This is a genomic window from Candidatus Seongchinamella marina (assembly GCF_026262685.1).
GTDB lineage: Bacteria > Pseudomonadota > Gammaproteobacteria > Pseudomonadales > Halieaceae > Halioglobus > Halioglobus marinus.
In genome coordinates this window covers 239,549-252,915 of record NZ_SHNP01000003.1, presented here as the reverse complement: position 1 = coordinate 252,915, position 13,367 = coordinate 239,549, and the positions used below count along the sequence as shown (strand labels likewise).

The window sequence follows — 13,367 nt, the reverse complement described above, 5'->3', positions numbered from 1 at the left end:
GCCGGAGTCCAGCAGCTAACTGATAACCACAGCTACCGATGCCCCCGCAGGTCGCTGAGAAATTTCGCCAATCACTGCGGCTTGCTCGCATCCTGCGTCGAACAATGCTTCCAGCAGCGTTGTTGCTGCAGTAGCCTCCACTGCGATAAGCAGACCTCCACTGGTTTGCGGGTCAAACAAAACTTCAGCGCCGGAGACTCCCGAAAGTAAACCGGCATCCATCGATACCAGCGCAGATGCTGCATTGGCCTGGTGCATCGTGCTGCGCACGCCTGCGGCCAAATGCTCGGCAACACCAGGAAGTTGTGGCAATGAACCCAGATGAAGCGTCGCTTGCTGGCCATCTGTAAGCATCTCCAGCAGGTGCCCCGCTAAACCAAAACCGGTCACATCGGTACAGGCCGTCGCGCCTTGCGCAAGGGCCAGACCAGCAGCTGCGGCGTTGCTTTGCAGCATCATCTCTAGTGCCGCAGAAATATCACGACCATCGGCCAGTTGCTGCATATGTGCCGCAAACAGGACACCCGTACCCAGCGGCTTAGTAAGGATCAGGACGTTGCCTGGCGCGGCGCCCCGTTTGTCCATGAATCCGACTGACGCTTGCATAGCCCTGCCGTTAACTGCAAAGCCGATCTGCAATTCTGGACCCTGCATACTATGACCGCCGGTCAAAACACATTCGACTTGCGAGAATTCATGCAGGGCACCGGCGAGAATTTGCTCCAGTTCGCGCTGCAGAAGACTGCCTCTGGCGAATGGCAAGGTGAGGGCAGCCAATGCAGACACAGGACGCGCTCCACAGGCATAAAGATCGCTAAGTGCATGGTTAGCGGCTATGCGTCCCATTAGCCAGGGGTCTGCTGTAATCTGTCGCAAGACGTCAAGGCTCTGGATAAGAGGCTGATTCCCTGCGCCTGGAATTGGGGAAGCATCGTCCCCTTCCCCTGGCGGCAATGAGAGGCCGGGATAGTCCGTTGCCAACTGCAACAGTGCTGCAGACAAGCCTGTGGCTCCTATTTTGGCACCGCAGCCGCCGCAGTGAGGTTTCGCTGTCGCATCAAAGGCGCCCGGGATGACATCTCCATTGCCACTTTCTGGCATGTGAGGAAGATCCTCAAAACGGCCCATAAACTCCCTGTCGATGCGATCTTTCCAGCGCCAAACCCAGTGTCCGGTTGCAGAAAGTGGCCCCCGGTCGGCCACAGCCCGCCGGTCGCCCAATGAAACCAGCGACAGGAAGCGCTGCTGTGGTCGATGTTGCTTAAGCTTCTTGCCCAGCAGCTTTGCGCGTAAATTGTGTGCCAACACCGGCCCTTGTCGCACTGCATAAACCCCTGCCTTGGGCCGCGGGTGATTGACCTGAGTGGCAATATCGCCGACACCAAAGACACATTCATCATCGACAGACTGCAAAGTATCAGTGATCTGCAAAAATCCACGATCATCACAGCCAAGACCACTGGCTGCCACCCACGGGCTTGCAGACGCGCCAGTACACCAGAACAGCTCATCAAAAAGATGACTGGAACCGTCAGCGATGGCGAGCGAACGGTTATTCACCGCGCTCACCCTGCTATTAACAAGCAGCTTGATACCGTGACGCTGCAAGGCTGACATCACCGCAGACCTTGCACCGCGGTTGTAGCCCGACAACACCTCGGTAGCGCCGCAAAACAGCGTTATATTCACAGTGCGGCCGGCAAGGGCGTGGGCCATTGCCAGGACCAGTTCCACACTGCCGGCACCACCACCGACCACACCAATACTTTTAGGCTCATCCTGCCCAGCGAGGATGGGGCTCAGCTGGTGCCAGCGCTGCCACAGTCCTGAAACAGGTTTGACGGATATCGAATGTTCACGGGCACCTGGTACCGAATCCAGCTCTGGCTGTGAGCCAATATCCAGGCTCACCAGGTCATACTCGATGCCAGGCCGACCGGCGAGGCTTAACCGCTTCTTTTGGGGATCCAGTGCCGTCACTTCGGATTCTATAAAACGCACACCCGCCCACTGGCACAAGCGGGTGAGATCAATATGGGTTTGCTCGAAGCCGTAGTGGCCTGCAACCAGGCCAGGGAGCATGCCAGAGTACGGCGTATGACTGGCAGGTGAAATCAGGGTAATTCGCAAACCCGCTATTGGATCCATGGCTAACATCCGCAGCACCAGCGCATGGGTGTGACCGCCGCCAACCAGGACCAGGTCTTGCATCAGTTCCGGCTGCGCTTGCATTAGCGACTGTTCGCCCAGGCCAACACTGCCTTGCGATCACCCCGAAACAGCAGCTCACCGGCGCGCTGTTCAAACTGGTACTCGTACATAGGGTCGTAATATTCCTGCAATAAAAAACCGATCCACTGTCGATGACCTTCCAGCTGACCCTGGGCATGCTGTTGATCGAACGCATCAGCCATCACCTCGCTCATTTGCAGGTGAAGCTCACCACCAAGGCGCTTTCGAATCTTTAACAAGTCGGCCTGCAGTTTCTCGGCGTGCAGCTGCGCTCCCTGTTCGCCGTATAACTGCTGATAGCGCCCTCCAAGATCGACAATGTAATCTTCGATCACCACATCAATGCGTTCATCAAGGCTCTGCTCCAGCAAGACCATGGGCGCGTTCGCCATTTTCGCCTGCAACACATCCGGCACGCAGAGACGGCCGATCAGTTTGCCTTCATCTTCCAAAAAAATACGTTCGCCAGACTGATCGAGTAGTTTCAGAAGAACAATCGACAGCGCATTTTCAAAATCAATCTGACTTGGCTGTGGTTGAGGTAATTGACCGAAGCTGGAGCCGCGATGATTCGCCAGTCCTTCAAGGTCAGCACTGCGTGGTAAGTCCCAAATAACCCGTGTTTTGCCGGTTCCGGTTTTGCCGCCAATAAGCACGAAGTCAGCTGAAGCTGCAGACCGCTCAAGCTCATCAATCAGGAAACGGCGCATGGCCTTGTAACCGCCGCGAACCAGCGGGTACTCAATACCTGCCTCCTGCAGCCAGCGCTGGACGGTTTGCGATCGCAACCCCCCTCGGAAGCAGTAAACATAGCCCTGGGAATGGCTGCGTGCAAATTCAGACCAGGCATGCAATCGCCGGTCTTTTAACTCCCCGCTTACGAGGCTATGGCCCAGCGCTATGGCTGCGTCTTGTCCCTGTTGCTTGTAGCAAGTTCCCACCTGCGCACGCTCATCGTCGGTCATCAGGGGGAGGCTTGTCGCGCAGGAAAATGCGCCTTTTTCAAATTCGATTGGGGCCCGCAGATCCATCATCGGCGCATCCGCAAGAAACAGCGCGCGATAATCTTCAGTATCCGGGCGCACCATAGGCTTTTATTCGGCCTCGCCGCCAAAGATGGCAATCACACGATCTTGCAGTTCAGAAACTGCATCGGACATCAAAGCAAAGTCAGCATCCAGACGAGCGGCATTATCCGCCTCAGGAATTTCCTCGTTCTCTTTCATCAACTCCTCACTAAACTTGAGGCGACGCAAGCAAAGATCCTCGGCCAGAACCAGCTTTACCCGTTCATCCCAGGACAAGGCCAGGCGAGCCACCTGCTTACCCGCATTGAGATGAGTCTCCACTTCTTCACTCAACAAATCAACGCCGCGGCAGCGCACCACGCCGCCTTCTTCTCCCAACTCACGCAGTTCACATTCCTCACCAAGCGCAAAATCATCGGGCAGGTTGTGATGAGCCAGCCACCCAGTCATGGTAGCGGAAGGTGCATTGTTAACCTGCGGCAGTATCACCGGGAACGTACCGATACACTCACGGAGCAAATTTAGTAACTCCTCGGCCCTGGCCGCGCTGGCGGCATCAACAAACACCCAGTTGGTGCGCGTATCGATATACGCATAAACCGCTGAGGAGCGGCTAAAGGCGCGGGGCAGGCAATCCTGCACGATCTCATCCTTGAGGGTCAGGCGCTCCTTACGGTAAACCTTTCTCGCCTGCGCAGATTCGATAACAGCCACCTTCTCTTCCAGCTGTTCGCGCACGACGGTCGAAGGCAGTAATTTTTCTTCGCGCTTGAGCTTAATCAACAACCGGCCGCCCGCTCCGTGTGCCAAAGCTTCTGAACCGTCCCCCAGCGGGGCGACCCAGCCAATAGACAATGCCTGTGACTTCGCACAGGGCTCAAAGGCGCGCTGTTCTAGCTTTTCTCCCAGAGCCTCGGGAGAAAGAGCAAAAGGGGTGCTTAGGCGAAACGCTCGGGTATTTTTGAACCACATATTTTGTACAACTCTGACAAAAGCCAAAGATTGTAACCCAGGCCAGCGCGCATTTCGGAAGAAAAAGCAGTCCCGTGTACAAAATGTTGTCCCCGATGGCCCCAGTGACAGTTGTCAGCCTGCCGGGGAGCCGGTTTAATCGACGGTCCGATATAGCGAAGTGGATGCTGAGGCCCCATGGCCACTGCCAGATAAAGTTATGACCGAGCAAAGCAAGACCAACCCGTCACAACCCCGTCACAGCCGCGATGTCGCCCAGTGGGACATGGAAACCGACGTAGCCATCGTCGGCTTTGGAGGCGCAGGCGGTTGCGCAGCCATCGAGGCGGCTGATGCCGGGTCAGAGGTAATCATTTTTGAGCTGGCCAGCGCCAGTGGCGGCTCTACCGCCATGTCCAGCGCAGAAATCTATATGGGCGGCAGTGGTGGCACTCGAGTACAACAGGCCTGTGGCTTCGATGACAGCACCGAGGACATGTTCACCTACATGATGATGTCCGCCGGCCCCCAGGCCGATGAAGTCAAAATTCGCAACTATTGTGAGAACAGTGCAGCACATTTCGATTGGCTGGTAGACCTGGGTGTGCCCTTCAAGGATAGCTTTCACGAAGAACGGGCCATTATGTGCCTGACCGATGATTGCCTGCTCTACACGGGCAGCGAGAAGGCCTATCCTTTTGTGGAGCACGCAAAGCCCTGCCCCAGAGGCCACAATCTTTATGTGGAGGGCGACAACGGTGGGCCGTTGTTCATGAAGATCGTTACCGCAAATGTCGACAAACGTGACCATATTTCAGTGGAGTACGAGACCCGGGCGCTAACACTCATCATCGACGATGTGGGCGCTGTCGTTGGCCTGGTTATTCGCAAGGACCAAAAAGAGATTAATGTAAGAGCCCGCCAGGGCGTCATACTGTGTGCTGGCGGGTTCAACATGAACGAAGAAATGGTGCAGAAATATGCACCAATGTTAACCCAGGGCACTGAGCCCATCGGCAACCCCGGAGATACCGGATCAGGCATCCAGATGGGTATGTCGGTAGGCGGAGCTGCTATCAACATGCATGAAGGCTTCATCAGCATCCCCTACTACCCGCCCGCCAGCATGACCTTCGGCATCGCGATTAACGACAAGGCACAACGCTTTATTAATGAAGACGTCTACCACGCCCGTCTCGGTCATGCAGCGCTGCAGCAACAAGGCGATCGTCTGTATTTTATCGTCACTGTTGACGATTATGGCAGCTACGAAAAAATGAACTTCCTCGGCGCGTCCATCGCTGGCACCGGAGAATCAGTCACTGAGCTCGAAGATGAATTGGGCCTGCGAAAAGGTAGCCTGCAACAGACTATTGACCTCTACAACGAGGACTGTGTCACTGGTGAGGATAGCCAATACCATAAGGCCTCTCAATGGCTTAAGCCGTTGGAGGCACCACTAGTCGCCCTGGACATCACCCCGGGCAGGGGCTGTTTCGTCCCCTGGTTTACCCTGGGTGGCTTGGATACATTGCCCACCGGCCAGGTGGTTGACCCACAACGACAGATCATTCCCGGCCTTTACGCTGCGGGCAGAACCGCCTGCGGGATCGTACGCCGTGCCGAGGGTTATTCCAGTGGCATGTCAGTCGGTGATGCGACCTTCTCAGGTCGCCTGGCCGGCAAGCAGGCGGCAAGCAGCACAAAAGCCGCTTAACAGCGGGCTTGTCAGCCCGCCACCACACTCCTACCATGGAACACGGGATGCATTGCACCCCGTGTTCTTTAGCTGCCACTTCGAGGCCCGAATATGAAATACCTGCACACCATGGTACGCGCACGTAACCTGGACGAAACCATGGACTTTTACTGTGACAAGCTTGGGCTAGTCGAAGTCAACCGCTACGACAGTGATGCCGGGCGCTTCACCCTGGTTTTTCTCGCTGCACCCGGCGATCTGGGGACCGCCGAAAAAGATGCCAGCCCCTGTGTCGAAATTACTTGGAACTGGGATGAAGAAACCTACTCCGGCGGCCGCAATTTCGGACACCTGGCTTACCGGGTGGATAACATCTATGACACTTGCCAACGCCTGCTGGACAAAGGCGTAGTCATTAATCGACCACCGCGGGACGGCCACATGGCCTTTGTACGCTCACCGGATGGTATTTCTATCGAGCTATTACAGGAAGGCGAGTCTTTGCCCGCCCAAGAACCCTGGGCATCCATGGAGAATATTGGTAGCTGGTGATCCAGCAATGAAAAATAGCATCACGACGCGACTGATTGTTCTGCTGACTCTGGCGTTAGCGGTAATCATGGGCGGCGGCATGCTGCTGGACTATCGGCTGTCTCGCCAGGAGATACTCACCCGGCTGAATGAGGAGGCATTGGTGGAAATCGGCGTAGCCGTCAGCGACATGGAAAATTGGCTCAACGGTATTGAAGCCACTACTGGATTGTTAGGTCGTATCCTGGAGCAACAGGAGTACAGCCATGAGGGATTGCAGCAGATGCTGCGCGACGTAGTAGTCAATAACGACGAAATTTTTGGCGCTGCTATTGCCGTTAATCCTAAATTTACCGAAGACGCCAAAGGCTTTGCCCCCTACTACTACGTTGACAACGGAACTGTCAGCTATGCTGACCTCGCGGGCGCCAGTGCCGATTACCAAAAGCAACCCTGGTACTCAACCCCGATCGCCGCAGGCAAAGCGCTGTGGACAGAGCCTTACTTTGACACCGGTGGTGGCGAAGTGAGCATGACTACCTTTGCGGTCCCTGTTTATCGTATCGACGATAAGGGCAATCGAGTTGCTTATGCTGTCGTTACTGCTGACGTTGCACTCACTGATTTGCAGCGTGTTGCAGGGCAACTCCACCTGGGTGAAAGCAGCTATAGCCTGCTGTTCAGCAAAGAGGGGCTGATGATGAACACACGCAGTCAGTCCAGGGTGATGAAACATTACTCAGAAATTTCATACCGGGGCGTTGACCTCGACCGTTGGCACCAAATGTTCAGTCAGGCCCTGCGCGGGGAACCCAGCACCTATGACTTTCCGTGTCCTGAGTCTGAGGGTCATTGCACCATTCGCCTGGGCCGCCTGAAGACCACAGGGTGGCCCATCGGGCTCGTATACAACCAGCAAGAAGTCCTTTCTCCCCTGCATCAGTATCAGGTAAAGACCTTCATTCTGGGTGCGGTAACCTTGCTGTTAATGGCGATAACGGTCTACCTGCTAATCTCTCGCCTCACCCGACCCCTTCAGCAACTCAGTATCGCCACCGAGCATATGGCCAGAGGCGAAATGGACGTAGCCCTGCCGCAGGCCGGGGGCAAGGATGAAGTTTCTCGACTTGTACGTTCTTTCAACAGCATGAACAAGGACCTCAAAGCCTATATCGGTGACCTTGAAACAGCGACCGCGAACCGCAGCCGACTGGAAGGCGAGCTAACCGCCGCACGAGATATACAGATGTCCATGCTTCCAGGCTCCGGCGAGGCCCTCTGGCAACAAAATGGTATTGATCTGTGGGCAAAAGTAAGGCCCGCGAAAACAGTCGGCGGTGATCTCTACACTTATTTTCAAAGTGACACTCATCTTTTTGTTGCCGTTGGAGATGTCTCTGACAAGGGGGTTCCGGCAGCCTTGTTTATGGCTCGCGCAATAAGCCTCATCCAGCAACTTGCCGGCACTGCTACTCCGCCAGACAAGGCAATGGCTGAACTCAATAATGCCCTGGAACGCGACAATCACAGCTGCATGTTTGTGACTCTGTTTTTGGGCGTACTCAACATTAGCAGTGGCCAAATGCGATTTGCCAGCGCCGGTCATACGGCCCCGAGTTTATTACGCGCTAGCGAAGTGGTGACAGTTGCCCAGGAAACAGGTCCCGCGCTGGGCCTGGCAGAGGATCAGGTCTACCCCATTAACGTTTTGCAATTATTGAAAGGCGATCGGTTGGCCGTTTATACCGATGGCATTGATGAGGCATTCAACGATAAAAAAGAAATGTACGGCGTCGACCGCTTCAATCGCGAACTACAGGCCTGTGGCGAACTGCCTGTAAAAGAGGCGGGGTTGCTACTTTTCAATTCGGTAGACATGCACACGGGTGACCTTCCGCAATCCGACGATATTACCCTGCTGTTGCTTCAGTATCCCTCGACGACTAAGCAAATTGAGAATCAGAGTTTTCAACTTGGGACAGGGCTCACGGGGCGCGTGCAGGCCTGGCTGGAAGCTACGCTCGAACAATGGAAAGTGGCTCCAGAGTCGATAATGGAATTCGATCTTGTCGCTGAAGAAATAGTTACCAATGTACAAAAATATGCCGGGCTTGAGGCGGGTGAACTGCTGGGGTTAACGGTGACGGTAACAGCAGGCTCGTTAGCGCTGGAGGCTCGCGATCAGGGCAAACCCTTTAATCCGTTCGAGGACGGTCATCGATCAGAATTGGGAGCCGATATCGACTCTGCAGAGATCGGCGGGCTTGGTGTACACTTAATCATCCAGCTTACGGATCGACAGAGCTACCGTCGGGAGAATGGCTACAATATCCTCCGGGTGGAAAAGGGTATAACAGGAAGCGGCACAGAGCCCCCTGCTTAAACACCAAATAATAGAGGCAGTAACACCATGGACCTGACCACCACCGTCGCCATTGATGAAGAGAACTCTGTCGCCAGGGTTGCTTTGGCTGGAGCACTCAACACCGACACTGCGCCGGCCTTCGAGCTGCGCCTGCAAGACGTTGTTGCCGCAGGGCATGAGCTTACTGTACTGGATATGAAAGACCTGGATTACATCAGCTCGGCAGGCCTGCGAGTAATTTTTAAAGCGGCAAAGCAGACTAAAAGCAGCGGTCGCAAACTGGCCGCAGCCAATCGCAAGCCCCATATCGACAAGGTTTTTGAAATTTTGAAGGCGTTACCCGATATGGCAGTGTTCTCCAACGATCAGGAGTTAGACGACTACCTCGACACTATGCAGCGCAAAGCCAAAGGCGAATAGCTCAGCCCCTCAGAAAACTCACGATCCAGCGAGCGACACGGTCGCCTTCAGCCTCCTTTGACAGTGAGGCGACGCCATTGGCATAGACGCTCTCGCCGATCGCCTCGCGCCTAAGCTCCATAATTTCCCGGGAATATCCGGAGACAAACTCCGGGTGACCCTGAAAAGTCAGGATGTGGTCTTCTAACTGAACCACCGCATTCTCGCAAAAGTCGCTGCTTGCCAGTACGGTGGCGCCGTTCGCATTTTCCACAATCTGGTCCTGATGACTGACCAGAATATCAAAATCGGACTCACCTCCATCATGCCAGGCTGGTATCGCATCAAATCGATGCGTATGGCGCCCAACCCCCCAACCTTTAGAAGACTTCGCAGTCTTACCACCCAGGGCATGGGCAACAATTTGATGTCCAAAACAAATGCCCACGACTTTTTTCTTGCGGGCGTCCAGCGTGCGAACAAAGTCCATCAGCGTTGCAATCCAGGGTTTATCGTCGTAAACCGAGGACTTGCTTCCGGTGATAAGGTAGGCATCGACCTCATCGACGTCGCCCGGGTATTCCCCCTCCTCCACGTCATAGGTAACGAATTCAAGGCTGGAATCAACGCGCCCCAATAGTGCGGTAAACATGTCCGGGTATTCCCCAAAGTTCGAAGCCCATTCCGGGCGCACCGCGTCAGTCTTTAAAATTCCAAGTTTCATCACACACCTTGATCAGCTGATGCCAGAAGTAGCTAGCAAAGCCGCATCATAGAAAGCTGTCGGCAAGCTGTCCATACCACCATTGGGCAGGTTATAGCGCCCCGGACTTGGGCTGAATGCTCGCTTGAGTTAATGTGTGGCCCTGCATCCACGTAAGGCCGAATACTTTGTTGATCCGACTCCTGCTCCTGGCGCTGTGTTTAACCGGCGCTTCCAGCTTCGCGGCTGGAAACACCTTTACTGGCTCTGCCAGTTGCCAGGACTGTCATGCCGACGAGCATCGCAACTGGCAGGGATCGCACCATGACCTGGCCATGCAGCTGCCCGGACCGGACACCGTGCTGGCCGACTTTAACAATGCCGAATTTACCTACAACGGTGTTACCTCACGCTTCTACCAAGACGGTGACAAGTACATGGTGCGCACCGATGGCGAGGACGGGAAGCTAACAGACTTTGAGGTGGCCTATGTCTTCGGCGTGTACCCACTTCAACAATATCTGCTTCCCTTGTCGCGCGGTCGCCTGCAGTCACTGACCATTGCCTGGGATGCGCGGCCGGCCAGTGAAGGCGGTCAGCGCTGGTATCACCTATACCCGAACGAACCGATAGACTTTAAGGACCCACTCCATTGGACTGGCCCCTACCAGAACTGGAATACGCGCTGCGCAGAATGTCACAGCACAGACCTGCAGAAGAATTATAATCGAGAGTCTCGAAGCTTCGATACTCAGTACGCGGAAATCGACGTTGGCTGTGAAGCTTGCCATGGGCCCGGCGGTAAACACCTTGAGCTCGCAGCGACCGAACAACTGGCGGGTGTGCCAGGCGGTGGATTTGCGACTGACTTTGCCCAGCGCGGAGACTGGATTTTTCCGCCAGGCGAGTCAATTGCCCGCCGCACCGAGCCCCTCCAGTCTCGCGCCCAAATTGATGCCTGCGGTCGCTGCCACAGCCGCCGAGGCACGCTAGGCGATTACCACTATGGCGCCGACCTGCTCGATACTCATCGCCTGTCCATGCTTCAATCGCCGCTTTATCACTACGATGGCCAGATTCTTGATGAGGTCTATGTTTACGGTTCCTTCGTGCAAAGCAAAATGCACCAGGCAGGCGTCGTTTGCTCCAATTGCCATGAGCCACATAGCAATGCCTTGAGGGCCACAGGCAATGGTGTGTGCGCCCAATGCCACAAGGCTTCCACCTATGACACTCCGGACCACCACTTTCATCCGGTTAACAGCACGGGGGCAAGCTGCGCCAACTGTCATATGCCCGAAAGCACATACATGGGTGTAGACCGTCGCCGTGATCACAGTATGCGCATACCCCGCCCGGATTTGTCCGTGGTTATGGGCACACCCAATGCCTGCAACCAATGCCATACGGATAAAGATGCCTCGTGGTCACTGGATGCCTTACGTAAACAGGGCGTTAATTTTCGTGACACTGGCAACCACCTGGCCCGCAGCTTTGCCGCCGTCGATCAGGGTGATGCACGCGCTGTGCCTTCTCTGGCCGCCCTGGCTAATGACACTAATGCGCCGCCCATCTGGCGCGCAACCGCCATGGAAGCCCTGGGCCAGGCTGGAGGCCGTGAGGCGACCCAGACAATGGCCGCCCTACTTTATGATGATGACAGTATCATTCGCGCCAGTACCGTACGCTCACTGCAGTTTTTGTCATTGCCACAACGCTTTCAGCTACTAACGCCGTTGTTAAACGACCCGGTTCTCGCTGTAAGGATGGAGGTCGCACAGGCCCTTGCAGGCGTGCCTCTGGATCAGATAAAGGCACAGGAGGCTAACCGGCTGCGCACGCTGTTCAAAGAATATGTCACCGTGTATGAACAACACTCGGATATGCCCGGCGTGCTCTCGCAATTAGCCTTGTTTTATTCCAATCGTGGTGATGCTCCTTCTGCAGAGCGAGCCTACAAAGAGGCGATAGAGATTAACCCGCAGTTGGTCGCGGCCTATTTAAACCTGGCTGATTTGTTACGCGCGCAAAATCGAGAGGAAGAAGCCCGGAAGTTTTTGCTCGAGGCCCTTGCTGTGGCACCCGACAATGGCAATACCATCCATGCCCTGGGCTTGCTGGAAACGCGCTCGGGCGACTCGAAAAAGGCCTTGGATTATCTGGCCCAGGCGGCAGCTCTAGAAACGCTGGGCACCCGGCATCGCTTCGTCTATGCCATCGCGCTGCACGACCTTGGCAACCCAAGGCAGGCGGTGACTGAACTCAACAAACTCAATCGCAAGTTTCCCAGCGACGAGCAGATCCTCCTCGCGCTCGCTAATTACAGCGCCGAGCTAGGCGACTACGCGAAGGCGCGGGCTTACGCTCAACAGCTGGTGCAGTTGGCTCCACGCAACACCAATTATCAGCAATTGCTCAGTAACCTGCCGAACGACTAGTCGAAAAAGTAATCGTCGAGGATCGCGTAATAGCGCTCTCTGATAGCGGGAGATTCATTGGCGAGTTGATGCCCGGCCTCATCAAGGTAGTGGATTTTGGAATCTGGAAATAACCGGGCTATTGCCTTCATATTATAGCGCCAAGCGACAGTGCCATCCTCGCGCCCCTGAATCACCAATGCAGGACCCACGCCAAGGTTTTTGACAGGCAACGATTTGAGCCACCGCTTTAATGCGCCAATCCAAATCAGAGACACTCGGTGCGATTGCAAAGGATCCGCACGCAAAAAGTCCAGAAAGCCAAGATCGGATGAGTTTTTATTAAACTTGCGTTTAAGGCTATCGGTGAAACGATGCAGCAAGGTATGCCCGAGACTAACGCCGGTCCAGCCAGCAGGCCGAACCAAGGGCGCGAGCAAAGCAGTCTTTGAGAAAGGCCAGGGCCCGTGTCTCGCAAGTTCGATCAATGCGGCACAGCCGGTGCTTTGCCCCAATCCAAAAGTGGGCAACGGGGGCAGGTCCGCACCGCTAATTACCGCTGCAATAGCCTTACCGTAATCTGAAAAGTCATCAATTTCCGCAGGTTCGCCGGATGATAGCCCGTGCCCGGGAAGATCGAAGATCAACACATTGCAGCCCCGCGAAAGACCGTATGCAATCAGCTTGTCATAGATCCCGGCATGGTCGAAATAGCCATGAATGAGTACCAGATTGGCCCTGGCATCAGACAATATCCAACGCTGGGTCATCAACTGAAAAACGCCCGATGAATTAAAACCGGCGTGATACTCAGCCTCGGGGTACCTCTTTGAGAAATCCAGCTGATAAAATCTTAGGTATTCGTTGAGCTCGAAAGATTGCTCCGTGCTGGCTGCAAAAGCTGGCAGGGTATCCCTCAAAAGGCTCAGCTCAGCAAGTGTTGGGCCATTGCCCCGCCCCGCGTCCGCCTGAGGTTTCGCAAATGGAGCTTCGGAACCCAAAGACTTACCTTCAGTCATTGTCCCTAGGCCCGCACCAACAA

Annotated in this window: 10 protein-coding genes; 5 read left to right on the top strand and 5 right to left on the bottom strand. The window is 55.1% G+C overall.

Going from position 1 to position 13,367, the window contains the following annotated elements; translation table 11 throughout:
* Positions 1-15: 15 nt before the first annotated feature.
* The 3 genes from selD to rdgC are packed head-to-tail and all read right to left on the bottom strand — an operon-like array spanning position 16 to position 4,232.
* Positions 16-2,232, bottom strand: coding sequence for a selenide, water dikinase SelD (selD, locus tag EYC87_RS09560; protein WP_279252667.1), 2,217 nt, complete (start codon positions 2,230-2,232; stop codon positions 16-18).
* Entirely contained in the window at positions 2,232-3,320 is a 1,089-nt protein-coding gene (gene mnmH, locus EYC87_RS09555) for a tRNA 2-selenouridine(34) synthase MnmH (RefSeq protein WP_279252666.1), read from the bottom strand. The genes selD and mnmH overlap by 1 nt, the downstream gene beginning before the upstream one ends.
* Positions 3,321-3,326: 6 nt before the next feature.
* Positions 3,327-4,232, bottom strand: coding sequence for a recombination-associated protein RdgC (rdgC, locus tag EYC87_RS09550; RefSeq protein WP_279252665.1), 906 nt, complete (start codon positions 4,230-4,232; stop codon positions 3,327-3,329).
* Positions 4,233-4,431: 199 nt separating this feature from the next.
* On the opposite strand from rdgC, the gene EYC87_RS09545 reads away from it, so the two are divergent.
* The 4 genes from EYC87_RS09545 to EYC87_RS09530 all read left to right on the top strand — a co-directional run bounded on the left by EYC87_RS09545 (position 4,432) and on the right by EYC87_RS09530 (position 9,226).
* On the top strand, positions 4,432-5,928 hold the full coding sequence (locus EYC87_RS09545) for an FAD-dependent oxidoreductase (protein ID WP_279252664.1): 1,497 nt from the start codon (positions 4,432-4,434) through the stop codon (positions 5,926-5,928).
* Between the two features lie 93 nt (positions 5,929-6,021).
* Positions 6,022-6,462, top strand: coding sequence for a VOC family protein (locus EYC87_RS09540; protein ID WP_007229889.1), 441 nt, complete (start codon positions 6,022-6,024; stop codon positions 6,460-6,462).
* A 7-nt stretch (positions 6,463-6,469) separates the two neighbouring features.
* Complete coding sequence (locus EYC87_RS09535; RefSeq protein WP_279252663.1) at positions 6,470-8,824, top strand: SpoIIE family protein phosphatase; 2,355 nt, start codon at positions 6,470-6,472, stop codon at positions 8,822-8,824.
* Between the two features lie 27 nt (positions 8,825-8,851).
* A complete protein-coding gene (locus tag EYC87_RS09530; RefSeq protein ID WP_279252662.1) occupies positions 8,852-9,226 on the top strand; it encodes an STAS domain-containing protein in 375 nt (124 codons plus the stop codon).
* A 1-nt stretch (position 9,227) separates the two neighbouring features.
* On the opposite strand, the gene EYC87_RS09525 is transcribed toward EYC87_RS09530, so the two are convergent.
* Positions 9,228-9,929, bottom strand: coding sequence for a GMP synthase (locus EYC87_RS09525; protein WP_007230009.1), 702 nt, complete (start codon positions 9,927-9,929; stop codon positions 9,228-9,230).
* A 167-nt stretch (positions 9,930-10,096) separates the two neighbouring features.
* On the opposite strand from EYC87_RS09525, the gene EYC87_RS09520 reads away from it, so the two are divergent.
* Positions 10,097-12,346, top strand: a complete 2,250-nt coding sequence (locus tag EYC87_RS09520; RefSeq protein WP_279252661.1) for a tetratricopeptide repeat protein — start codon at positions 10,097-10,099, stop codon at positions 12,344-12,346.
* On the opposite strand, the gene EYC87_RS09515 is transcribed toward EYC87_RS09520, so the two are convergent.
* Entirely contained in the window at positions 12,343-13,344 is a 1,002-nt protein-coding gene (locus tag EYC87_RS09515) for an alpha/beta hydrolase (RefSeq protein ID WP_279252660.1), read from the bottom strand. The two genes, EYC87_RS09520 and EYC87_RS09515, sit on opposite strands and share 4 nt — an antisense overlap.
* Positions 13,345-13,367 lie beyond the last annotated feature (23 nt).

Bases quoted from the DNA above. Each gene is read 5' to 3' on its own strand.
- selD (WP_279252667.1), bottom strand. From the start codon at position 2,232: ATGCAAGCGCAGCCGGAACTGATGCAAGACCTGGTCCTGGTTGGCGGC.
- mnmH (WP_279252666.1), bottom strand. From the start codon at position 3,320: ATGGTGCGCCCGGATACTGAAGATTATCGCGCGCTGTTTCTTGCGGAT.
- rdgC (WP_279252665.1), bottom strand. From the start codon at position 4,232: ATGTGGTTCAAAAATACCCGAGCGTTTCGCCTAAGCACCCCTTTTGCT.
- EYC87_RS09545 (WP_279252664.1), top strand. From the start codon at position 4,432: ATGACCGAGCAAAGCAAGACCAACCCGTCACAACCCCGTCACAGCCGC.
- EYC87_RS09540 (WP_007229889.1), top strand. From the start codon at position 6,022: ATGAAATACCTGCACACCATGGTACGCGCACGTAACCTGGACGAAACC.
- EYC87_RS09535 (WP_279252663.1), top strand. From the start codon at position 6,470: ATGAAAAATAGCATCACGACGCGACTGATTGTTCTGCTGACTCTGGCG.
- EYC87_RS09530 (WP_279252662.1), top strand. From the start codon at position 8,852: ATGGACCTGACCACCACCGTCGCCATTGATGAAGAGAACTCTGTCGCC.
- EYC87_RS09525 (WP_007230009.1), bottom strand. From the start codon at position 9,929: ATGAAACTTGGAATTTTAAAGACTGACGCGGTGCGCCCGGAATGGGCT.
- EYC87_RS09515 (WP_279252660.1), bottom strand. From the start codon at position 13,344: ATGACTGAAGGTAAGTCTTTGGGTTCCGAAGCTCCATTTGCGAAACCT.